This is a genomic window from Nocardiopsis sp. YSL2 (assembly GCF_030555055.1).
Taxonomy (GTDB): Bacteria; Actinomycetota; Actinomycetes; order Streptosporangiales; family Streptosporangiaceae; genus Nocardiopsis.
This window is the reverse complement of sequence record NZ_JAMOAO010000001.1, coordinates 2,654,108-2,674,295: the sequence shown is the minus strand read 5'-3', so window position 1 is coordinate 2,674,295 and position 20,188 is coordinate 2,654,108. Positions and strand designations below refer to the sequence as shown.

The following is a 20,188-nucleotide window of genomic DNA, read 5'->3' as shown; positions in this document are numbered from 1 at the left end:
CGGCCCCGAAACCGGTTTCGGGGCCGGTGAAGCCGTCCGGGCGGGCTATGCGCCCTCCGTCAGGGCGCCGGAGCTGGCCAGCGCGGTATCCAGGTCGACGCGCTTGACGCCCTTGCGGGACCCTCCGTCGCCACGCTTGGTGACCTGACCGGTGTGCACTCCGAACGGCGCCAGCGCGTTCGACAGGGTGGTGGCCATCCGGGTCTCATGGGCGCGCTGTTCCTCGCGCGACATCTCGCCCACCGGAACCTCGGACTCGGTCCAAGGGCCGTAGGTGTCGGGCCGGTAGGACGCCAGGGCTTGGACCAAGCGCACCGAGTGCATCGTGTCCTCACCCGCCGGCCAGACTGCTGCGAGATGATCGAGCAGCGTCGTGGTGTCTTCTGCGGCGATGCTCTCCCCAGCAGCCTCACCCGACAGGGTTCCCGCGGCCGTGCGCAGCGCCAGCGCGCGCTTGCTGATGTCGATCGCTTCGGCCTGTTCGATGAACGCGGCCTTGACGATCTGGGTGTCGTGGCTGGACTTGACCAGCCAACCGGTGCCGGGTTCCTTCTTGGGGTCGAACATCGTGGCGCGCACGCCGTTCTTGTACATCGACGTGCCGAGCACCATGTCGTTGGCCTGCTGACCGACCACGGCCAGGCAGAACCGAGTCGACACGTTGTCGCTGATCACCTTGGGCAGAGACTTCGCGTCGGGCCGCTGGGTGGTGACGACCAGGATGATCCCGTACGCACGCGCCTTGCGGACCAGGCGTCCGGCGATCTCGGCGGCTTCCTTGCCGTACTCCTCGTGCTCGAAGAGGGTGTGTGCCTCATCGAAGATCGCCAGCAGCGGGTGCAGCCCCAGCTTCCTGTTCTTCGCCAGGTGGGGATAGACCTTGCGACCCTTGGGCACCTGGTCGGAGGGGAGGCCCGCGATGATCTTCTTGCGGCGCTTCAGCTCCTTCTCCAGCTTGCGCAGCGCGTCCAATCCCGAAGCGCAGTGTTCGTCGTCGTCCCCGGACACGTACCGGTGACAGACCGGCTGGAGGGGGTCAAGGTCGCCGGAGCCCTTCATCTCGTACACCCACATCTCGCAGGTCGGATCGAGCGCACCGGCCAGCGCGACCACCATGACGCCCGACGTCTTGCCCGAGCCGGGCACGCCGCCCATCAGCAGGTTGGTGTACATCAAGTTCAGCGGGATCACGCGCCCACGCGGGTCGAACCCGAAGGGGATGTCGGCGAACAGGTCGGTCTGGCCATCCGTCATCAGCGGCCACAGGCGGCGCTTGGCCTTGGCCGGGTCCTTCTTGGCCACCCACAGCACCAACCGGCCCGGGTGCGCCTCAGAGTCGGACTCGGGCCACACGGTGGTCAGCGGACGGCGCATCGCTCCGGCCAGTTTGGCGCGCTCCTCCAGCACCTTCTCCGTCAGATAGCCCGGGGGCAGGTCGACCTCCGCACGCCAGCCGGGGCCGTCAGTCTGGATGGGGTTGACGAAGTCCACGCGGCCCTTGACGCCGATCGCTTCCAGGGCGGCCACGACCTCGGTCGAGGTCAGCTCCCGCTGGAGGTGCGGGGAAGTCCACCGGTCGATGATGGGCTTGGAGTCCGCTTTGCGTCCGGCGGCCCCGAACAGGGCCAGCATCGCGACGATGCCGGACATCGACGCCCACGCCGGGGCGCTGGCCAGCGCGACCGCCCCGACCGTGGTCACACCGAGCGCGACCACCAGGGAGCTGAGCAGGCGGGCACGCACTCGGGCGGTGTGCTGTCGGGAGAGCATCATGTACTCGGCCGTGCTGCCGCGGCCAGTGGTCTCGCCCCGCCCGGCAGCGGCCTTGCGCAGTTCTCGGGCTTCGGTGTCGAACGCCCACTGTCCCCAGATCGCGACCGCGCGGCCGGCGCCGCGCGGGGAGCGCGACATGAGCTTGAGCAGGTAGATGGGTGAGCGGGTGGCGCGGTAGGCGCTCATGCGGGCGTAGTACTCCACGATGAAGCGGGCGTTCTCGGCGAACTCCTGCTTGTCGCGCAGGTAGGACGGCACCAGGGCGGGCGCGGTGTCGAGCAGCGCGCGGCGGTCGTCCATCCATCCACCGACGCGGGTGGTGGGCAGCGCGTCCACGGGTCGGGCCGCGGCCGTGTCCTCGATGTCGAGGACTTCGACGTCGGCGGGGTCGACGTGCTCGATGGTCGACGGCTTGGGTTCGGGTGCGGCTCCGATCGCGGGGCGAGTGGGGAAGGCCACGACGTTCTCGCTGTCGGTGCGGTCGCTACGGGGTTCGGGGTGGCTCATGCTGGAAGCTCCTCACTGCTGGTGGGGTGGGGCGGCAGCCGTGTTCTTGGCGGAGTGGGGCTGCCGCCCCGTGAGCGGTCGGGGTCACTGGTGGGTGACGGCGTGGTTCTCCCGCAGGTCCTCCACAAAGCCCTGGTCGTGGAGGTAGACGTCGGAGAAGTAGCCGCACGCGCACCGGGCCTGGTAGGCGTAGCTGCCGTCAGCCAGGGCGTAGGACTGAACGAAGGACTCGTAGGTCTTAGGGCCGAACAGGCGGAACATCAGGCGGCCGCCCCGAACTCGTTGCCCTGGTCCTCGGTGCCGTCGGTGTTCTGGTCGCGCTCGCAGATCAGTGCGGCGGTGTGAAGCTCCAGGGCGCTGATGGCGGCGGTAATCGCGGTGATGAGCATGGTTCCCAGAGCGGCAGCCGGGGTAGTGCCGTTGAGCAGCCACAAGCTCACGGCGATGCCCAAGGCCAGGACAGCCAGCCGCGGGATCAGGTCGCGGGCGGGCATGTGGCGGGCGCCGTGGGCGACGCGGCTGGCCAACACGGTCAGAGACAGCTCGGTGTTCGGGGGCGGGGTGCTCATGCGGCGTTCTCCTCACGGGCGGCGACCACGCTCAAGCGGTCGGAAGCGGTGACGGTCTCGGTGCTCTCCTCGCGCATCGACAGCACGCGCTTGGCGCGCTCGAAGCCGCATCCGAGAGCGGTCTGCACACGCCGCACGGAAGCGCCCTCGGGCAGCTCTCCGGCCGCGATGATCTGACCGAGCTTGGCCAACAGGTCGGTGTCGGACAGCGCCCGGGAGGACTGCTCGGCAGCGGTCGGGAGGGCGCTCTTGGGGAGCGGCTTGCCCTTGTCGGAGCGGGGTTTGGCGAGTGCTCTCGAAACCCGCTGTCCGGCCTGGTCAGGAGTCGAACGGCGACCAGTGCCGGAGGGTGTGTCGGGAGCGGCTTCGATCGCGGCGGGCACCTTCTCCTGCTGTGCGGGTCGGGAGCACCGGATCACGGGCAGCCGGACCGCTCCTGCGGGCACTTCCAGAGCGCGCTCGGGGAGCCGGGAGCGGTCGACCACCGTCACGGGCGGGGCGGATTCGGCAGCGCTGTCGGGAGCGCTCTTGTGGGTGCTGTCGTCGGTCAGTTCAGCGAGGGTCTTGACCCCCGGTCCCTCGGTGGGGCGCGCGTTGGTGATGCCCGTCTCGATGACACCGATCAGGTGCGCGGTCATCGCCGCTCCGATCGGCCCCAGTGAGTGCGCGAACAGCCCTCCCACGGCCGTGCCGGTCCACTCCGTGGGCCAGTGTCCGACGGTGTTGAGCAGGATACTCACGGCCAGACAGCCCCACATGATCCGGTCGGCTTCCTCGGGCAGGGAGCCACCCGAGGACTCCAGCCGGGAGCGGCACAGGATCACCCACCCGACGATGCCGATCAGGGCGGGCTCCAGCAGCCAGAGCATCCACCACATCGCGGTGAACGGTTCGGCGCCGGTCATGGCGGCGGCTCCAGCGTGCACACCGGCGGTCGACCATCCGGCGAAGGCCACGAGCACCGGCATCAGTGCGGCCAGGGTCAGGGTGCGGGTGCGCTGGACTCGCAGCGCGCGGGCTTCCGCGGACTGGGAGATGTCGGCGGCCAGCTTGGCGCGCTCCAGATCGGCAGCGGTACGGTCGCGGGTCAGGTCCTGGCGGATGGCGCGGGCGTCCATCGCACGCCGTGCCTTGTCGCGGAAGCGCTCAAGGCGGTCGTCTTTGCGAGCGGCAACCCGGTGGCGCTTGGCCGCGAGATCCTGCCGGATCTGCTCGGGAGTGCGCTCCTGCCCGGGGGCGGGCGTGGTGTCCTGCTGGGAAGTCACCGGGCGCCCCCTTCCGGGTGCGGGGAGCCGACGGGCATCGGGGGCAGAGGACGGGCGACCAGGGCAGCGGTGTGGTCCAGGGCCAGGGCCGCCCCGGCCAGCGGCAGAGCCGCCAACCGGAGCACGACCACGACCAGGGCCAGCAGCAGCACCGCGCACAGGGTGAGGACACCGGCGGCCTGGATCATGTGGGTGGTGGTCACCGGGACTCCTTCCGGGCCTTGTCGCGGCGGGCACGGCGGGCGCTGATCTCGGCGATGGCGTCCATGTCGGCACGGATACCGGCGAAGAACAGCCACCACAGGCCAGCGATCACGCCGAAGGTGATCAGCAAGGTGAGCAGAGAGGTCATGGTTCAGCCCTTCCTGAGCCAGTCGGGCGTCTGGCGGGGCGCCAGGGTGACGGTCACGCGGGAGTCGGCCTGTGCTGCCGTCACGACGGCGGTGGCCACAGCGGCGGTGTTGGTGGCGTCCAAGCCCACGAGCGCGTCTCGCAGGTCCACCGGGTGGCCGGTGCCCAGGGACGCGGCGATCGACAGGATCGCGACGTCGGAGGAAGCCGCGGGCAGACCGCCCTCGGTCAGGAAGCCGGTCACGGTCTCCCAATCGATGACGGCGATCGGCCGGTCGGGGGCGAACAGTTCTTCGGTCGGGAGCAGTTCCACACAGGTGGTGAGGAAGTCGGCTCGGGTGAGCCACGACTGGTGGGTGATGAGCAGTTCGACGGCGGCCCGGTCGGTGGCGAATCCGTCTGCCCAGTTGCGCAGACCTTCGGTCAGGTCGGTCTGGATCATCAGCGATTCCCCTTCCGGGAGGTACGGCGACGGGTGCGGGAGACGGTCTTGGGGCCCATGGCGGTGCGCAGTCGACGCGCTGCCGAGCGGCGGCGGGCGCGGATCTTCTTTCGGACCTTGGCCAGTTGGGTGGCGGTACCGGAGACAGCGAGCAGCACCAGGACGGTCAGCGCGAGGGCTGCGACGGTCGGATCTGCGATCATGGAAACGCTCCTTTCTGGGAGTAGCGGCCCCACCGGTTGGCTTGGCGGTTGAGCGGTGGGGCCGCGTCGTGCGGTGGTCCGTGGACCCTGCTGGCGGCTATGAAGCAGGGGCTACGAACAGGGCGTCAGGCGTAGACGCGGTCGCGTCCGTTGCTGGTGCTGGTGGTCGCGTCGACCCGGTGTCCGGCCTTGTGCACCGAGACGTGGCCGTTGGTCGTGCGGGCGTTGATGCGTCCGGGACATCCCGCGTGCACCAGCACGTTGCCGTTGGTGGATCGGACCTTGGTGAGCGGCCCGGAGCGTCCGATGGAGACGGAGCCGTTCGTGGTGCTCACGTCGATCTCGCCGTGAGCGCGACCGACGGAGACAGAGCCGTTGGTGCCGTCGAAGACCAGGTCACCGACCATGTCCACGCTCAGACCGGAGTTGCGGCCCTGGTGGTGCACTCCGGCCAGCGCCCCGCGGGTGTCCACTGAGCCGTTGTCGATGCGGGTTCCGAGCAGCGATCCCGCGGGGACTCGCAGCAGGCCGGTGACCGGTTCGGTCGCGCCCCTGACGGTGCCGTTGGTGACCGTCGCGCCATTGATGACGGTCGTGCCGCCGCTCATGACGACACTGCCGAAGACGTCACCGCTGATGACGGTCGGGGCCGGCGCGGGCACGTCGATCACCCAAGCGGTCTCAACGCTGGTGGCGGTGGCCTGCCGAACGGTCTCGTCAGGGCCGCTCAGCTCGAAGGTGGCTTCGGTCAGTCCGGGGACGGCTTCCACGGTCACCTGCATTCCGGGAGCGGTCAGAGCGACGGTGATCGGTGCCGTGGTGGGGGTGCGCATCATCAGCTTCGTCATGTCACGCGGCCTCTCGCAGGTAGTCACCCATGTCGGTCAGTTCGTCGGCGGTGTATCCGGCCCAGACTCCGGCAGCGGGGGACTCCCGCAGAGCCAGCACCAGGCACATCTCCCGTGCGGGGCAGCGTTCGCACAGGGTCTTGGCGGACCGTTCGCGCATCTCCTTGACCGCGGGCTTCTCGCCGAACAGGTCGCTGCTGTCGGGCTCGAAGAACAGATCCGGCTGGGACATGCAGGGGAGCGTGTGCTCTGTCAGAGCGGCACGCAGACGCTCCGTGCTCTGGTTCTGCAGGCGGTTCATCGGGCCTCCTCTCGTGGTGGTTGCTGTGAAGCCCGCTCCTGCCAGCGGCTATAAAGCAGGGCGCCGGGCTGCTGTGTCTCCGACGGTACGCACTTATGCCATAAGCGTCAAGACATATGCAATAAGTTGCTTCGAGGGGTGTCGCGGCCACGCAGGTGGCGGCGATGGAGGACCGACTACGGTGGGGAGACCACACTTATGTCAGAAGACGGAGGCCCGATGAGCAGCCTCGAAGCGCCGAAGGCCCGGTACAAGCAGGTGGCTGAGCTGCTGCGCGATGCCATCAAGCGCGGTGACTACGCGGCGGGGTCGACGCTCCCCAGCCAGCCGGAGCTAGCGCGCGAGTACGACCTGAATCAGAGTTCGATCAGCCGGGCCATGGCCATGCTCAGGGCCGAAGGGCTGATCCGCACCGAACACGGCAAGGGCTCCGTCGTGCTGGAGGTGCCCACGGTCAAGAGGGTTCGGCGCATCGATAGGGACTACAGGACTCGCCCCACCGGCAGCAGCTTCGCAGAGGAGCTGAACAAGGCCGGGCGCACCTCGCGCACAGAGCTGGTCGTGTGCGATGCCGTCGAGGCGCCAGCCGACATCGCCCAGGTGCTCCGACTGGATGAATCCGAGCAGGCACTGCTGCGCAAGCGCCACATGTACGCGGAAGACAAGCCGGTACAGATCGCGGCGTCCTACATCCCGATGAGTGTGGCCGGCAGCGTCGACATCGCCATGCCGGATACCGGCCCCAGCGGCATGTATGCCCGAATCGCGGAGCGAGGATTCGGCCCGGTGCGCTTCACCGAGGACATCGAAGTCCGTGGGGCGAAGCAGGAGGAGGCGGACTTCCTGAACATCACACCTGGACAACCGGTGTTCGCCATTCTCCGCACCGCCTTCAACAAGGATGACCGCCCAGTAGAGACCTGCCTGAACGTCTTGGCGGCCCTCCAATGGAAGCTGACCTACGCATGGGAACAGGACGTGAAGTCATGACGGAAGAGACACCCCGCCACAGCGTCAGCGTGACCGGTGTGGTGGTTAGGCCCGAGGACGGCAAGGTCTTGGTGATCAAGCGGGCCGACGACGGCCGATGGGTCCCGCCCGGAGGAGTCCTTGAGTTGGACGAGACGCCGGAGCAGTGCGTGGTACGGGAAGTCTGGGAAGAGACCGGGATCAAGGCCAAGCCGATCCGCCTGACCGGGGTCTACAAGAATATGAACCTCGGCGTGGTCTCCCTAGCCTTTCTGTGCGAACCCGTAGGCGGGGAGATACGCGCCAGCGACGAATCGACCGTGACAGCTTGGCTTACCTCGGAAGATGCTGTGAAGCGATGCCCTGAAGCCAGGGGGATTCGGATATCCGATGCCCTATCAGGAAGCGCACCATACGTTCGCGTTCACGACGGCACATCAATAACCCCCAAGCAGCAGCTATACCCGCACCATCATTAATTGGGAATCTTAGGATAGGTTCTCTCAACCAACGGATCCGACTCGACCTTCAAGCCAATTCCCGTAATTTTTCTTGTATCAAGATTTAGATTTATACTGAACCGGAAGGAAATAACAATCTCTTCCACGACCGACCCGTCTAGGCTCACGCTACGAAACCTAACTTGAGCAGGACCACCGTCCGGCTTGCCAACATATCCCACATCTTCATGTATTTCATGAATCGGAACCAATGTTGTCCATTTGATAAAGATTTCATTCTCGGGAATCAGCGGGTACCCACTAATCTTCCCTAGCCTGTTGCCCAACCATTCAAAGTTCCCATATCGACTCGAAACATGACCGGGTATAGTCACGTAAAGTCGAGTGGGAACCTTCCCGAACGAGACGACTCGAAAATATACAGCCACTTTGATCCAACTTCGACCATCGAGCTCGTCGACGTCAATATTAGATTCATTCGTATAGTCGTCAAAAGCAGGAAGATAGCCATTGCCCTGATGCGGCTTATATGAATCGAGCCTTGCCTCAGTCTTTCGAACCATAATCGAAGACGTTCGCTCGTCAGCCTGCGCCTTCAGGGTAGCAATGAAAGCCTCACTGGCTTGCTTTTTCGAAGTTTCACCTTGCCTAATCGCCTCTTCAAGAGATTTTCTCTCTACTTCTAGCAGCCCCGCCGATGCTTTCGCTTGCTCATGAGCCCTTTTGGAAAGATTGATAGTCAGGAAAACAATCAAAAGAGCGGACGCTCCTGAGAGCGTGGGGGCCAACACAGAAGCAGCAAGCGACTCCTTATACACCCCGATGGCCACAATCAGCACAACCGCAGCCAATGTAAATGCTACTTGCCACAACTGAAGTTGAGGAATCACATGGGTATCATCTTCTTTTACCATGCGGTGCATTCTACACAAAATTTCTAAGTGAGTCACTGGCTCCATGCACAGCCACGGCTCCAGTTGGACCGACCGCGCCACGGTTATAGCTTCTGCGCAGACTTGCTCCGGACATATACCCCATGATCGGATGACCGGAACGATCTAGAGCGATCAGGGCTTCACACAGCGTGTCAAGTGGACTCCTTGACTGCTGGCCTGCAATTATCAACACATGAACACAGCAGACCCTAATCGCTACTTGGACGATTTTTTGGTACAAGTCCAGGACGGACTCAAACATTATAGCCAAGTGGACTCTGCCCTTGAGGAATCCAACACTCCGGCAAATCTTCGCAAAGCAGTTGCGGAAGATTCTGCGTTCAGGCTAGGTGCCCTTTGGGAGGTCTTCCAAGGAAGATGGCACGTCGCTGCGATTTCCCGAGACCCCGAAAATTTCCTCAAACGAATGAACAAGGAACTCGAAGACAAAATAAAGGATTCACTTCGAAATACCATCCTAGCGTTTAACCCTGATGCTCTTACAATGCCAAGACGTCCGAAATTGGCACAGATAGAGTTCGCGCTCGACCCAACTGGATTCAACATAACCTTCAAGGACACCGAAGCTTGGATAAAAAGCTCCGTAAGATATCATTCCAGTACATATCAGAGCCTCGTGCGAAGAATTTCAGCCGACGCGGAGTCCGCTTCATTTCTCAATCTCCTGAAGAAAATGAGAAATCACCTTGCACACGGTTCATACGGCAGCAAGGCGTACTTGAACCGTGCCTGTAAGCAAAGGCCAGAAGGAGAGAAGGAGGGCTTGGTCGGAGCGAAGAATGAACCACTCAAGAGAGACCAAAGAGACGTGCGTGACGTAGGAGCCTACCTGCGCGCCCGTACCGGGCAGAGCGGCGAACGCCGCATAGAGATCATCCATCAGCGCACCATCGAGGTAGCACAACTGCTTCGCCATCAGTGATGGTCTTCATTGCAGCTGTTACTACACCCCGCAGAACCTGCACAACCTACAGAACTGGCATTGATGCAGGCCAGAGCGTTGCGCCACGGAACCGCAGAACGCCGCGAAACCTCCGCAGAACCGCAGAGAACCCTCCGCGCAGGGGGTTCTGCGGTTCTGCGGAGGTTCTGCGAGGTAGTGCAGTTCGGGCTCCCAGGACGTCGACCAGCCAGGACAGGGGTTCTGTGGGTTGTGCAGGTTCTGCGGCGGGGTGCGGAGGGCTCCCCATGGGGTGGCGCCACGCGATGCACGTGCATGGTCGGAAACCGGGCTCCTGAGACGGCGCCTGCGAGGCGAACGCGGCCACCCGAAGGTGATCCATCGTGGCCACTCAACCGCTGCTCACAGACGCTCTGAGGGCCGTCTCGTAGTCTCAGTTTTAGTCTCATTCACTGCCGTCCGGAGCCGTTCGGAGCGGTCCGCCTGGGCGCCGGGAGCGCTGGTCAGCACGCTGCCGACCGACCGCGAACGCCCCTACGCGGGATTGGAAAGCGTGTTGGGAGCAATCCCTCAGGGGTTCGAATCCCCTATCCTCCGCCACAGCCCACCAGGGCAGATGAAAGGCCCCGACCGGTCACCGGTCGGGGCCTTCGTCGTCGGTGGTCTCAGTTCTAGTCTCAGTTGGCCCGTGGCCGGGTGCGGGGGCCGCTGGACCCGCGACCGCCCGGGTCGGAGAACCAGATCGACCCGTCCGAGCGCACGACCGCGTCGTTCGGACTGTTGAACCGCCGACCCTCGTCGTAGAGGCGTTCCAGTCGCAGGTCGCCGTTCGCGCACCGGCCTGATCGGAACCGTTCGTCCAGGACCTCGTTCGGACTGGAGACCTCCTTCGAGCGTCCGGTCGACCCGAGGGGCTGACGGCCCCGCCCCGGTGCCGACCGGTTCCGCCCGTCCCCGCCTATAGTCAACTAAATGACTAATCACATGGGCGGATACTCCTCCGGAACCGCCGGGGCGGGACGAGGCCAGGGCTCGGACGGCGCACACCTGCGGTACGTGGCGCTGGGAGACAGCCAGACGGAGGGGGTCGGGGACGGTGACGAGGCCACCGGGCTCCGGGGCTGGGCGGACCGGCTGGCCGAGTACCTCGCGGCGAACGGCACGCGGGTGGAGTACGCCAACCTCGCCGTGCGCGGACGCCTGGCGGGGCAGGTCCGCGAAGAGCAACTGGCACCGGCCCTGGCCCTGGATCCCGACCTGGCCACCGTCGTGGCGGGGGTGAACGACCTCATCCGCCCCGGATACGACCCTGACCGGGTGGCCGGCGACCTGGAGGCGATGTTCGCCGCGCTGACCGGCGCCGGTGTGCGCGTGGCCACGATGACCTTCCCCGACGCCTCCAGGATCGCGCCGCTGGCCCGGCCGCTGGTCCCCCGCCTCCTCGACCTCAACGCGCGGATTCGCGCGGCGGCGGCCCGGCACGGAGTGGTGGTCGCCGAGACCCACGGGCACGCGGTGGCGACCGACCCGCGCCTGTGGTGCGCCGACCGCCTGCACTGCTCCCCGCTCGGGCACACGCGGATCGCGGGGGCGATGGCCTGCGCACTCGGGGTCCCCGGACACGAGGCCTGGGCCGAGCCCCTGCCCCCGATGCCAGGGCCGGGGCTCCTGCTCGCGGTGGCCGACGAGGTGCGCTGGCTGGGCTCCTTCCTCGGCCCGTGGGCGCTGCGGCGCCTGCGCGGGCGCTCGACCGGTGACGGGCGCGCGCCCAAGCGGCCGGAGTTCCTCCCCGTCCGCCCCCTGTGACGACCGCCCCGCACCCGCCGGGGTGCCCTCCCCTGTTTGTGCAACTTGTTGCATAATGGATCGCGGGCCGGCCCGACACCGGCCCGCGAGGCACCCGCGCGAGGAGACGAGATGAGCGAGTACCCCCACCTCCTGGAACCACTGGATCTGGGCTTCACCACCCTGCCCAACCGCGTCATCATGGGATCGATGCACGTGGGCCTGGAGGAGGTCCCCCAGGGCTTCGAGCGGATGGCGGCCTTCTACGCCGAACGCGCCCGCGGCGGCGTCGGTCTGATCGTCACCGGCGGCATCGCCCCCAACGCCGAGGGCGCCACCTTCAAGGGCGCCGCCAAGCTCACCACCGGGGCCGAGGCCGATGAGCACCGCCAGATCACCGAGGCCGTCCACCGGGAGGGCGGCCGGATCGCGATGCAGATCCTGCACACCGGCCGCTACGCCTTCGACGAGAACCTGGTCGCGCCCAGCGCCCTCCAGGCGCCGATCAACCCGTTCGTCCCCCGCGCCCTCACCGACGACGAGGTCGAGCGCACCATCGACGACTTCGCGCGCGCCGCGGAACTCGCCCAGAGCGCGGGGTACGACGGCGTCGAGGTCATGGGGTCCGAGGGCTACCTCATCAACCAGTTCATCGTGTCCGCGACCAACCGGCGCGACGACCGCTGGGGCGGTTCGTACGAGAACCGCATGCGCTTCCCCGTCGAGATCGTCCGACGCGTCCGCGAGCGCGTCGGCCCCGACTTCATCCTGATCTACCGGCTCTCCATGCTCGACCTCGTCCCCGGCGGCTCCACCGCCGAGGAGGTCCTCCAGCTGGCCAGGGCCGTCGAGGAGGCCGGGGCCACCATCATCAACACCGGCATCGGCTGGCACGAGGCGCGCATCCCCACCATCGCCACCTCCGTGCCGCGCGGCGCCTACAGCCGGGTGACCCGGCGCCTCATGGGCCAGGTGTCGGTCCCGCTCGTCGCGGTCAACCGCATCAACACCCCCGAGGTCGCCGAAGCCGTCCTCGCCGAGGGCCACGCCGACATGGTCTCCCTCGCCCGCCCCCTCCTGGCCGACCCCCACTTCGTGGCCAAGGCCGGGGCCGGAGCGCCCGAGGAGATCAACACCTGCATCGGCTGCAACCAGGCCTGCCTGGACCACACCTTCAGCCTCAAGGTCACGTCCTGCCTGGTGAACCCGCGGGCCTGCCACGAGACCGAACTCGTGCTGTCCCCCACGCGCGTCCGCAAGAACGTCGCCGTGGTCGGCGCCGGGCCCGCCGGACTCGCCTTCTCCGTCTCCGCCGCCGAGGTCGGCCACGCCGTCACGCTGTTCGACTCCGCCGAGGAGATCGGGGGCCAGCTCAACATGGCGCGCCGCGTTCCCGGCAAGGAGGAGTTCGACGAGACCCTGCGCTACTTCCGGGTCCAGCTGGACAAGCACGGCGTGGACCTGCGGCTGCGCACCACGGTCACCGCCGACGACCTCGACGGTTACGACGAGGTCGTCATCGCCACCGGCGTCGCTCCCCGCACGCCCGACATCCCCGGGATCGACCACCCCAAGGTGGTCGGCTACGTGGACGTCCTGCGGGGAGGGGCCGCCGTCGGGGACACGGTGGCGATCATCGGCGCCGGCGGGATCGGCTTCGACGTGGCCGAGTTCCTCACCGACGGCGGGGAGGGCGCCTCGCAGGACCCCGACGAGTTCTTCCGTCAGTGGGGCGTGGACACCGACCTGGCCACCCCGGGCGGGCTCCAGGGCCCCGAGCGCGCCGCCGCCCCCCGCTCCGTCCACCTGCTCCAGCGCAAGACCACCAAGGTCGGCGCCGGTCTGGGCAAGACCACGGGGTGGATCCACCGGCTCGAACTGCGGCACCGCGGCGTGGAGATGGTCGCGGGCGCCGACTACGACCGGATCGACGACGAGGGCCTGCACCTGACCGTCGACGGTGACAAGCGCGTCCTCGACGTCGACACCATCGTGGTCTGCGCCGGGCAGGACCCCCGCCGGGACCTCGCCGACGCGCTCACGGCCGCGGGCCGCACGGTGCACGTCATCGGCGGCGCCGACGTGGCCGCCGAGCTCGACGCCAAGCGCGCCATCGACCAGGGGACGCGCCTGGCCGCGTCGCTGTAGCCGCGGGCCGCGGACGGTACCGCCCGGCCCGTTTCGGGCGGTACCGCGCTGCCGCGCCACAAGCCCAGGTCAAAGGAACCACAAGTCCTCCGGGCACGCATGTCGCGGGCGGACCGGGGGTAGTCGTCCGAGCATGAGACTCGGTGAACGCGTACGCGAGATCGAACGCGACGAACGGCTCGACCCGCCGGCCTCCGTGCTCCAGCGGCTGGCCGACACGGTGCCCGAGGGCCGCCTGCGCGACCTGCTCCACGGCGTCCCGCTCGGGCACCCGCTCCATCCGCTCTCGGTGCAGCTGCCGCTGGGTGCCTGGTTCTCGGCGGCCCTCCTGGACGTGCTGCCGGGCGACCACCGCCGGAGCGCGCACGCGCTGGTCAACCTGGGGCTGCTGTTCGCGCTGCCGTCCTCGGTGAGCGGGATCGTCGACCTGGCGGACCAGCAGGAGCGGCAGAAGCGGGTCGGCGTGGCCCACGCGGCGGCGAACGGCCTCGGCTCCCTGCTGTTCGGCGCCTCATCGGCGGCGCGCGCGGCCGGCCGCCACGGCTGGGGGCGCGCCCTGACGCTGGCGGGCCTGGGCGCGGTCGCCGTGGGCGGCTCGCTCGGCGGGCACCTGGCCTACTACCGGGCCGCGGGGGCCAACAGCGCGGACTACCTGATCGACCTGCTGCCCCGGGACTGGAAGGACGTCGGCGCACTCGACGGGTTCCCCGACGGCGAGCCCGGGCGCGCCGACCTGGACGGGGTGGAGGTCGTGGTCGTGCGGTCGGGCACGACCGTGCGGGCCGCTCTCGGGACGTGCACGCACGCGGGCGCCCCGCTGGCGGAGGGGACCGTGGCCGACGGGTGCCTGCGCTGCCCCTGGCACGGCAGCGAGTTCAGCGTCGAGGACGGCTCGGTCGTCCGCGGACCCGCCACGGCCGGGCTGGAGCGTTTGGAGACCTCGGTGGCCGACGGCCGTGTGCTCGTCCGCCTACCAGCGGCCCGGACCTGAACCGGTCCCTAGAATGCGCACATGTCCCTGCCCCACGCGATCCTGACCGCCCTGTTGGAGAAGCCGTCCTCCGGACTGGAGCTGACGCGCCGATTCGACCGCTCGATCGGGTACTTCTGGTCCGCCACCCACCAGCAGATCTACCGGGAGCTGGGGAAACTGGAGAAGTCGGGGCTCATCAGGGCGCTGCCGCCCGCCGCCCCGACGCGCGGGCAGCGCAAGGAGTACGAGGTCCTGGCCGCGGGCCGGGAGGAGCTGGCGCGGTGGGTGTCGGTCCCCGAGGACCCGCGCGCCCTGCGCGACCCCCTGCCGCTGCGCCTGCGCGCCGCCGGGGTCGTCGGCCTGGGCGACCTGGTCGCGGAGCTGAGGCGGCACCGGCGGCTGCACGGCGAACAGTTGGCGGAGTACCGGGAGATCGAACGGCGCGACGCCGCCCGAGACCGGGGCACCGAGCGCGACCGGGTGCAGCGGGTGGTCCTGCGCGCCGGTATCGACATGGAGACCTTCTGGGTCACCTGGCTCGACGAGGCCATCGCGGAGCTGGCGCCGGACGCCACCTGACCGCGGCCCGCGCGCCCTTCCACGGGCCCGTTCCGAGGGCCGGCCATCGTCGCCCCGGCACATACGGAAGCCGTCTCCGCGGGCCGCCCGGGACGGGGCGCGGAGGCCTCACGCCCGCGCCGGGACCGCCTCGGACAGGTCGTCCGGCAGACGGGGCCCCGCGCGCAGCGGGACGAGTTGGGACTGCAGCACCATGGTGGCGGCGCCGATGGCGGGCGCCGTCTCCGCCGACGACGACATCCGCACCTCGACCCCGTGCGTCCCACGGGCGAAGAACGCCTGGTCGAGCTCGCGTCGGATGGCCGGCAGGTAGACCGGCCCCGCGGCCGACAGGCTCGCTCCCGTCAGCACCAGCAGGTCCAGGTCCATGACGTTGGCGAGCCCGCGCACGGCGACCGCGAGCCGCCGGGCGGACCGGTCCAGCAGGTCGCGCGCGGTGGGCTCGCCCCGACGCGCCGCGCGCACCACGGCCGCGAACTCGGCGGCCACGGACGGCAGGGGGCGGTCGGTCCCCCTGCCCAGACCCGCCGCGCGCGCCAGGTCGGCGTCGGCGCGGGCCCGCGCCACCACCGCGGCCGGACCGGCGACCGCCTCGACGCACCCGCGGGCCCCGCACCAGCAGGCGGGCCCGTCCACGTCGACGCACAGATGGCCGATCTCGCCCGCGTTGCCGCTGCTCCCGAAGTAGGGGATGCCGTTGACCAGCAGGCCCGCCCCCACACCGGTGCCCATGTACACGGCGGCGAAGATCGAGGACCCGCTGACCACGCCCGACCAGTACTCGCCGAGCGCCGCCGCCGTGGCGTCGTTGCCGAGCACGACGGGCAGGCCGACCACGTCGCGCAGCTCCGGGCCGAGGGGGTAGTCCGCCCAGTAGCGCATGGCCGGTTCCGACGTGTGCGACCCGTGGGTGGCCGAGACCAGGCCCACCCCGAGCACGCGGTCGCGTTCGATCCCCGCGCCCTCCACGAGCACGTCCACCTGGCGGGCGGTCCGCGCCACGACCTCGGCCGCGTCCTCGGTACCGACACCGGCGCTGGTCATCCGGGAGACGACGGCCCCGGTGAGGTCGGTGAGCACGCAGGTGGTGCCGACCGGGTCCAGGTGCACGCCCACCGCGTACCGGGCGTCCTGGTTGAGGCGGAGCAGCACCCGCGGTTTGCCGCCGGTCGACTCCGCGCGCCCGGTCTCCAGGACCAGCCCGTCGTCGATGAGCCGGCGCACGACCGTGGAGATCGTCGCCCCGGTGAAGCCGGTGGCCCGCACCAGCCCGACCCGGCTGATGGTGCCCGCGGCGCGGATGACGTCGAGGACCGCGGCCCTGCTCGTCGTGTGTGGAATGGCCCGTGCCGTTCCGCCCAAGAGAACCTCCGCCGGTTGCGTTCCGTGGCGCCCGCGCGGGCGGGGACCCGGTCCGAGCCTCGCGGGACCCGCCTCCTGACGGTGGCCCCCAGGGTACCGCCGGACCGGTCGGGGACGCCGGGTGCGCCGCTGGCGCACCCACGACCCAGTCGTTGCCGTTCGGCACCCGGAGCACGAGTCGTCGGGGGGCGGCTTCGCGCGGCGCGGGCCGTCGGGAGGGCCGTCGGGAGGGCCGTCGGGAGGGGCGGGGCGGGGGAGCGCACTCGTTGACTTACTTAGATCACTTAAGTAAGAATCCTCCGAGTGGTCGGTTCGCGCGAGCGGGACCGGCCACCCGGGGTGTACGCCCCGCGTACGCGCCCTCATCACCCCACCTCACGACCCTGGAGGACCGGATGCGGTTCCGTCAGACCCTGCACGACGGCTGGCGCATGTCCGCCATCGCCGGCCCCGTCCCGGAGGACGTCGCCGGACGCTCCGTTCCTGCGGCGGTGCCGGGCAGCACCCACCTCGACCTGCTGTCGGCCGGCCTGATCCCGGAGCCGTACCTGGACTCCGCCGAGACCGAACTCGCGTGGCTGCACCGCACCGACTGGCGCTACGAGCTGACGTTCGACGCCACCGCCCCGGCGGAGGGCGAACGCGTGGACCTGGCCTTCGACGGTCTGGACACGGTGGCCACCGTCGAGCTCAACGGCCACGAACTCGGCCGCACAGCCAACATGCACCGGTCCTACCGCTTCGACGTCCGCGCGGCCCTGCGCGAGGGCGCCAACGAACTCGTCGTCACCTTCCGTTCCGCGCTGGAGTACGCCGAGGAGCAGCGCGAGGCGCTGGGCGCGCGGCCGCACACCAACGCCCACCCGTACAACATGGTCCGAAAGATGGCCTGCTCCTTCGGGTGGGACTGGGGCCCCGACCTGCAGACCGCCGGTATCTGGAAGCCCGTCCGCCTGGAGCGCTGGACCACCGCGCGGCTGGCGCGGGTCCGCCCGCTGGTCACGGTCGCGCCCGACGGAAGCGGCCGCGTCGAGGTGCACGCCGACGTCGAGCGTGCGGACACCGGGGCCGGCACCGGCCTCGTGCTCACAGCGGAGGTGGCCGGCCACCGCGTCGAGGCGGCCGTGCCCGCCGGGACCGACACGGCGGTCGCCGTCGTCGAGGTCCCCGACGTCCGGCTCTGGTGGCCGACGGGCCACGGCGAACAGCCCCTGTACGACCTGTCCTTCGCCCTCGCCGAGCCCGGCGCCGCCGAACCGCTCGACACCGGCTCCCGCCGCGTCGGGTTCCGCACCGTCACCGTGGACACCGAACCCGACGAGCACGGCACCCCGTTCACCATCGCGGTCAACGGCAAGCCCGTCTTCGTCAAGGGCGCCAACTGGATCCCGGACGACCACTTCCTCACCCGCATCACCCGTGAGCGGGTGGAACGCCGCGTGGACCAGGCGGTCGGGGCGAACATGAACCTGCTCCGCGTGTGGGGCGGCGGCGTCTTCGAGAGCGAGGACTTCTACGACGTCTGCGACGAGCGCGGCGTCCTCGTGTGGCAGGACTTCCTCCTCGCCTGCGCCGCCTACCCGGAGGAGGAGCCGCTCTGGAACGAGTTCGAGGCCGAGGCCAGGGAGAACGTCGCCCGGCTGGCCTCGCACGCCTCGCTCGCGCTGTGGAACGGCGGGAACGAGAACCTGTGGGGCTTCATGGACTGGGGCTGGCAGGAGCCGCTGGCCGGACGCACCTGGGGCCACGGCTACTACACCGACCTGTTCCCCCGCATCGTGGCCGAACTCGACCCCACCCGCTTCTACGCCGACGGCAGCCCCTACAGCCCGGGGCACGAGCTCGACGCGGTCCACCCCAACGACGACGACCACGGCACCCACCACGAGTGGACCGTGTGGAACCAGACGGACTACCGGGCCTACCGCGACAACGTCCCCCGGCTCTGCTCGGAGTTCGGCTTCCAGGGACCGCCCACGTGGGCCACCCTGACCGACTGGGTGCACGACGAGCCGATGACCCCGGAGTCGCCCGCGTTCCTGCTGCACCAGAAGGCCGAGGACGGCAACGGCAAGCTCGACCGGGGGTTCTCCGCCCACCTGCCCACGCCCACGACGTTCGAGGACTGGCACTGGGCCACCCAGCTCAACCAGGCGCGCGCCGTCGTGTTCGGGATCGAGCACTACCGGTCCTGGTGGCCGCGCACCGCCGGTGCGATCGTCTGGCAGATCAACGACTGCTGGCCGGTCACCTCCTGGGCGGCGGTCGACGGCGACGAGCGCGCCAAGCCCCTGCTGTACGGGCTCCGGCACGCCTACGCCCCGCGCCTGCTCACGGTGCAGCCCCGCGACGGCCGCGACGTCCTGGTGGCGGTCAACGACACCGACGAGCCGTGGGAGGGACCGGTGTCGATCGAGCGCCAGACCTTCGCGGGCGCCGTGCTCGCCGAGGATAGGATCGAGCTCGCCGCGGGGCCGCGCGCCACCGCCGAACTCGACCTGGCCGGACCGCTGCTCGCGGCCCGGAACACCAAGGAGGAGGTGCTGGTGGCGACCTGTGGGGACGTCCGCGCCGTTCACCTGTTCCGCGAGGACACCGACCTCCACTACGCACCGGACGCCCTGACCGCCGAGGCGGTCGCGGTCCCCGGCGGCTACCGCGTGGACGTGCGCGCCGCGTCCTTCGCCCGGGACGTGGCGATCCTGGCCGACCGCGTGGCTCCGGACGCCGAGGTCGACGACATGCTCGTCACCCTGCTCGCGGGGGAGAGCCGCTCGTTCACGGTCCGCACGGCGGCCGACGTCGACCCGTCCGCACTGACCGCGCCCCTGGTGCTGCGGTCGGCCAACACCCCGCACGCCGGGAGGGGACGCGCCTGATGGACGAGCCGGGACACGGTCCCGCGGGATCCGGACGGGTCGGGCTGGTCGTCGCCCGACCCGTCCGGATGCTCGGTACCGAGCCGTACTTCATGGAGTTCGTGGCGGGCATCGAGGAGCGGCTCGCCGGCCGCGGCGTGTCGGTGATCCTCCACCTGGTGGCCACGCCCGAGGAGGAGGCCGCGACCTACCGGCGCTGGGCGGACCGCCGCCTCGTGGACGCCGTGATCGTGGTGAACCTGACCGCCGACGACGAACGTCCGGCGTTCCTGAGGGCACTGGGCCTGCCCGCCGTGCTGGCGGGCACCTGGGACGGGTCCCCGGATCTGCCCGCCGTGCGCACCGACGACGCGGCCCCGGTGCGCGAGGCCGTGGCCCGGCTCGTGGATCTGGGCCACCGGACCCTCGCCCGCGTGACGGGACCCGCCCGGCTGCGCCACACCGCCGCGCGCACCGCCGCCCTCACCGGGGCGTGCCGCGCGGCGGGGCTCCCGGAACCGGCGGTGGTGGAGGGCGACTACTCGCACGACTCGGGCGAGCGGCTCACCGTCGGACTGCTCAGGGGCGAACCGCGGCCGACGGCGATCCTGTACGACAACGACGCCATGGCGGTCGCGGGCCTGGCCGCCGCTCGGGAGCTGCGCGTACCGGTGCCGGAACGGCTGAGCCTGGTGGCCTGGGACGACTCGATCCTGTGCCGACTGGCCTCGCCCCCGCTGACCACGATGAGCGTGGACGTGTACCAGTACGGCGCCTCGGTGGCCGCCACCGTCCTGGAGGTCCTCGACGGCGTCCCGGCCGAACCGCGGTGGTCCCCGGCCGCCCGTTTCGTCCCCCGCGGCAGCACCGCCCCGGCCCCGACCTGAGCACGGGCCCCGCCGCCCCCGCGGACACCGGGGCGGCGGGCTTCCCCTCC

The 20,188-nt window shown here is 69.3% G+C and carries 21 protein-coding genes; 9 read left to right on the top strand and 12 right to left on the bottom strand.

The window, feature by feature from the left end:
- Positions 1 to 45: 45 nt before the first annotated feature.
- The 10 genes from M1P99_RS11630 to M1P99_RS11585 form a co-directional block, all read right to left on the bottom strand.
- Entirely contained in the window at positions 46 to 2,280 is a 2,235-nt protein-coding gene (locus M1P99_RS11630) for an FtsK/SpoIIIE domain-containing protein (protein WP_304452661.1), read from the bottom strand.
- A gap of 84 nt (positions 2,281 to 2,364) precedes the next feature.
- Positions 2,365 to 2,541, bottom strand: coding sequence for a hypothetical protein (locus M1P99_RS11625; RefSeq protein WP_304452660.1), 177 nt, complete (start codon positions 2,539 to 2,541; stop codon positions 2,365 to 2,367).
- Complete coding sequence (locus M1P99_RS11620; RefSeq protein WP_304452659.1) at positions 2,541 to 2,849, bottom strand: hypothetical protein; 309 nt, start codon at positions 2,847 to 2,849, stop codon at positions 2,541 to 2,543. Before M1P99_RS11620 ends, M1P99_RS11625 begins: the two co-directional genes overlap by 1 nt.
- Positions 2,846 to 4,114 (bottom strand): hypothetical protein, encoded by a 1,269-nt coding sequence (locus M1P99_RS11615; protein WP_304452658.1) that lies wholly within the window; start codon positions 4,112 to 4,114, stop codon positions 2,846 to 2,848. The genes M1P99_RS11620 and M1P99_RS11615 overlap by 4 nt, the downstream gene beginning before the upstream one ends.
- Positions 4,111 to 4,317 carry a hypothetical protein gene (locus M1P99_RS11610; RefSeq protein WP_304452657.1) on the bottom strand — a complete coding sequence of 69 codons (207 nt, stop codon included), beginning with the start codon at positions 4,315 to 4,317 and terminating at the stop codon, positions 4,111 to 4,113. The genes M1P99_RS11615 and M1P99_RS11610 overlap by 4 nt, the downstream gene beginning before the upstream one ends.
- Entirely contained in the window at positions 4,314 to 4,466 is a 153-nt protein-coding gene (locus tag M1P99_RS11605; RefSeq protein ID WP_304452656.1) for a hypothetical protein, read from the bottom strand. Before M1P99_RS11605 ends, M1P99_RS11610 begins: the two co-directional genes overlap by 4 nt.
- Before the next feature lie 3 nt (positions 4,467 to 4,469).
- Positions 4,470 to 4,907, bottom strand: a complete 438-nt coding sequence (locus M1P99_RS11600) for a hypothetical protein (protein WP_304452655.1) — start codon at positions 4,905 to 4,907, stop codon at positions 4,470 to 4,472.
- Positions 4,907 to 5,110 (bottom strand): hypothetical protein, encoded by a 204-nt coding sequence (locus tag M1P99_RS11595; RefSeq protein WP_304452654.1) that lies wholly within the window; start codon positions 5,108 to 5,110, stop codon positions 4,907 to 4,909. The genes M1P99_RS11600 and M1P99_RS11595 overlap by 1 nt, the downstream gene beginning before the upstream one ends.
- A gap of 125 nt (positions 5,111 to 5,235) precedes the next feature.
- On the bottom strand, positions 5,236 to 5,958 hold the full coding sequence (locus tag M1P99_RS11590) for a hypothetical protein (RefSeq protein ID WP_304452653.1): 723 nt from the start codon (positions 5,956 to 5,958) through the stop codon (positions 5,236 to 5,238).
- Between the two features lies 1 nt (position 5,959).
- Positions 5,960 to 6,259: a WhiB family transcriptional regulator gene (locus tag M1P99_RS11585; protein ID WP_304452652.1), complete on the bottom strand. Its 300-nt coding sequence runs from the start codon at positions 6,257 to 6,259 to the stop codon at positions 5,960 to 5,962.
- A 219-nt stretch (positions 6,260 to 6,478) separates the two neighbouring features.
- Here M1P99_RS11585 and M1P99_RS11580 point away from each other — a divergent pair, with 219 nt between their 5' ends.
- Together M1P99_RS11580 and M1P99_RS11575 are read left to right on the top strand one after the other, a co-directional pair.
- Entirely contained in the window at positions 6,479 to 7,249 is a 771-nt protein-coding gene (locus M1P99_RS11580; RefSeq protein WP_304452651.1) for a GntR family transcriptional regulator, read from the top strand.
- Positions 7,246 to 7,707, top strand: coding sequence for an NUDIX hydrolase (locus M1P99_RS11575; protein ID WP_304452650.1), 462 nt, complete (start codon positions 7,246 to 7,248; stop codon positions 7,705 to 7,707). The genes M1P99_RS11580 and M1P99_RS11575 overlap by 4 nt, the downstream gene beginning before the upstream one ends.
- Here the strand turns inward: M1P99_RS11575 and M1P99_RS11570 are convergent.
- On the bottom strand, positions 7,704 to 8,603 hold the full coding sequence (locus M1P99_RS11570) for a hypothetical protein (RefSeq protein ID WP_304452649.1): 900 nt from the start codon (positions 8,601 to 8,603) through the stop codon (positions 7,704 to 7,706). The two genes, M1P99_RS11575 and M1P99_RS11570, sit on opposite strands and share 4 nt — an antisense overlap.
- A 214-nt stretch (positions 8,604 to 8,817) precedes the next feature.
- Between M1P99_RS11570 and M1P99_RS11565 the strand changes: the two genes are divergently transcribed.
- From M1P99_RS11565 to M1P99_RS11545, 5 genes are all read left to right on the top strand, one after another.
- A complete protein-coding gene (locus tag M1P99_RS11565) occupies positions 8,818 to 9,567 on the top strand; it encodes a hypothetical protein (RefSeq protein WP_304452648.1) in 750 nt (249 codons plus the stop codon).
- A 951-nt stretch (positions 9,568 to 10,518) separates the two neighbouring features.
- A complete protein-coding gene (locus tag M1P99_RS11560) occupies positions 10,519 to 11,352 on the top strand; it encodes an SGNH/GDSL hydrolase family protein (protein WP_304452647.1) in 834 nt (277 codons plus the stop codon).
- 111 nt (positions 11,353 to 11,463) lie between these two features.
- Positions 11,464 to 13,479, top strand: a complete 2,016-nt coding sequence (locus M1P99_RS11555; RefSeq protein ID WP_304452646.1) for an FAD-dependent oxidoreductase — start codon at positions 11,464 to 11,466, stop codon at positions 13,477 to 13,479.
- A 133-nt stretch (positions 13,480 to 13,612) separates the two neighbouring features.
- A complete protein-coding gene (locus M1P99_RS11550) occupies positions 13,613 to 14,470 on the top strand; it encodes a Rieske 2Fe-2S domain-containing protein (protein WP_304452645.1) in 858 nt (285 codons plus the stop codon).
- 21 nt (positions 14,471 to 14,491) lie between these two features.
- Entirely contained in the window at positions 14,492 to 15,031 is a 540-nt protein-coding gene (locus M1P99_RS11545; RefSeq protein WP_304452644.1) for a PadR family transcriptional regulator, read from the top strand.
- A 108-nt stretch (positions 15,032 to 15,139) separates the two neighbouring features.
- Here M1P99_RS11545 and M1P99_RS11540 read toward each other — a convergent pair whose 3' ends face one another.
- Positions 15,140 to 16,393, bottom strand: a complete 1,254-nt coding sequence (locus M1P99_RS11540) for an ROK family transcriptional regulator (RefSeq protein WP_304452643.1) — start codon at positions 16,391 to 16,393, stop codon at positions 15,140 to 15,142.
- Between the two features lie 395 nt (positions 16,394 to 16,788).
- On the opposite strand from M1P99_RS11540, the gene M1P99_RS11535 reads away from it, so the two are divergent.
- Both M1P99_RS11535 and M1P99_RS11530 read left to right on the top strand, forming a co-directional pair.
- Positions 16,789 to 19,272: a glycoside hydrolase family 2 protein gene (locus M1P99_RS11535; RefSeq protein WP_304452642.1), complete on the top strand. Its 2,484-nt coding sequence runs from the start codon at positions 16,789 to 16,791 to the stop codon at positions 19,270 to 19,272.
- A complete protein-coding gene (locus tag M1P99_RS11530) occupies positions 19,272 to 20,138 on the top strand; it encodes a LacI family DNA-binding transcriptional regulator (protein ID WP_304452641.1) in 867 nt (288 codons plus the stop codon). The genes M1P99_RS11535 and M1P99_RS11530 overlap by 1 nt, the downstream gene beginning before the upstream one ends.
- The last annotated feature ends 50 nt before the right edge of the window (positions 20,139 to 20,188 follow it).

What these genes read in the sequence shown, in the direction of transcription:
- M1P99_RS11545 (WP_304452644.1), top strand. Translation starts at nt 14,492, where the DNA reads ATGTCCCTGCCCCACGCGATCCTGACCGCCCTGTTGGAGAAGCCGTCC.
- M1P99_RS11565 (WP_304452648.1), top strand. Translation starts at nt 8,818, where the DNA reads ATGAACACAGCAGACCCTAATCGCTACTTGGACGATTTTTTGGTACAA.
- M1P99_RS11605 (WP_304452656.1), bottom strand. Translation starts at nt 4,466, where the DNA reads ATGACCTCTCTGCTCACCTTGCTGATCACCTTCGGCGTGATCGCTGGC.
- M1P99_RS11620 (WP_304452659.1), bottom strand. Translation starts at nt 2,849, where the DNA reads ATGAGCACCCCGCCCCCGAACACCGAGCTGTCTCTGACCGTGTTGGCC.
- M1P99_RS11530 (WP_304452641.1), top strand. Translation starts at nt 19,272, where the DNA reads ATGGACGAGCCGGGACACGGTCCCGCGGGATCCGGACGGGTCGGGCTG.
- M1P99_RS11550 (WP_304452645.1), top strand. Translation starts at nt 13,613, where the DNA reads ATGAGACTCGGTGAACGCGTACGCGAGATCGAACGCGACGAACGGCTC.
- M1P99_RS11625 (WP_304452660.1), bottom strand. Translation starts at nt 2,541, where the DNA reads ATGTTCCGCCTGTTCGGCCCTAAGACCTACGAGTCCTTCGTTCAGTCC.
- M1P99_RS11555 (WP_304452646.1), top strand. Translation starts at nt 11,464, where the DNA reads ATGAGCGAGTACCCCCACCTCCTGGAACCACTGGATCTGGGCTTCACC.
- M1P99_RS11575 (WP_304452650.1), top strand. Translation starts at nt 7,246, where the DNA reads ATGACGGAAGAGACACCCCGCCACAGCGTCAGCGTGACCGGTGTGGTG.
- M1P99_RS11590 (WP_304452653.1), bottom strand. Translation starts at nt 5,958, where the DNA reads ATGACGAAGCTGATGATGCGCACCCCCACCACGGCACCGATCACCGTC.
- M1P99_RS11630 (WP_304452661.1), bottom strand. Translation starts at nt 2,280, where the DNA reads ATGAGCCACCCCGAACCCCGTAGCGACCGCACCGACAGCGAGAACGTC.
- M1P99_RS11600 (WP_304452655.1), bottom strand. Translation starts at nt 4,907, where the DNA reads ATGATCCAGACCGACCTGACCGAAGGTCTGCGCAACTGGGCAGACGGA.
- M1P99_RS11560 (WP_304452647.1), top strand. Translation starts at nt 10,519, where the DNA reads ATGACTAATCACATGGGCGGATACTCCTCCGGAACCGCCGGGGCGGGA.
- M1P99_RS11580 (WP_304452651.1), top strand. Translation starts at nt 6,479, where the DNA reads ATGAGCAGCCTCGAAGCGCCGAAGGCCCGGTACAAGCAGGTGGCTGAG.
- M1P99_RS11570 (WP_304452649.1), bottom strand. Translation starts at nt 8,603, where the DNA reads ATGGTAAAAGAAGATGATACCCATGTGATTCCTCAACTTCAGTTGTGG.
- M1P99_RS11535 (WP_304452642.1), top strand. Translation starts at nt 16,789, where the DNA reads ATGCGGTTCCGTCAGACCCTGCACGACGGCTGGCGCATGTCCGCCATC.
- M1P99_RS11595 (WP_304452654.1), bottom strand. Translation starts at nt 5,110, where the DNA reads ATGATCGCAGATCCGACCGTCGCAGCCCTCGCGCTGACCGTCCTGGTG.
- M1P99_RS11585 (WP_304452652.1), bottom strand. Translation starts at nt 6,259, where the DNA reads ATGAACCGCCTGCAGAACCAGAGCACGGAGCGTCTGCGTGCCGCTCTG.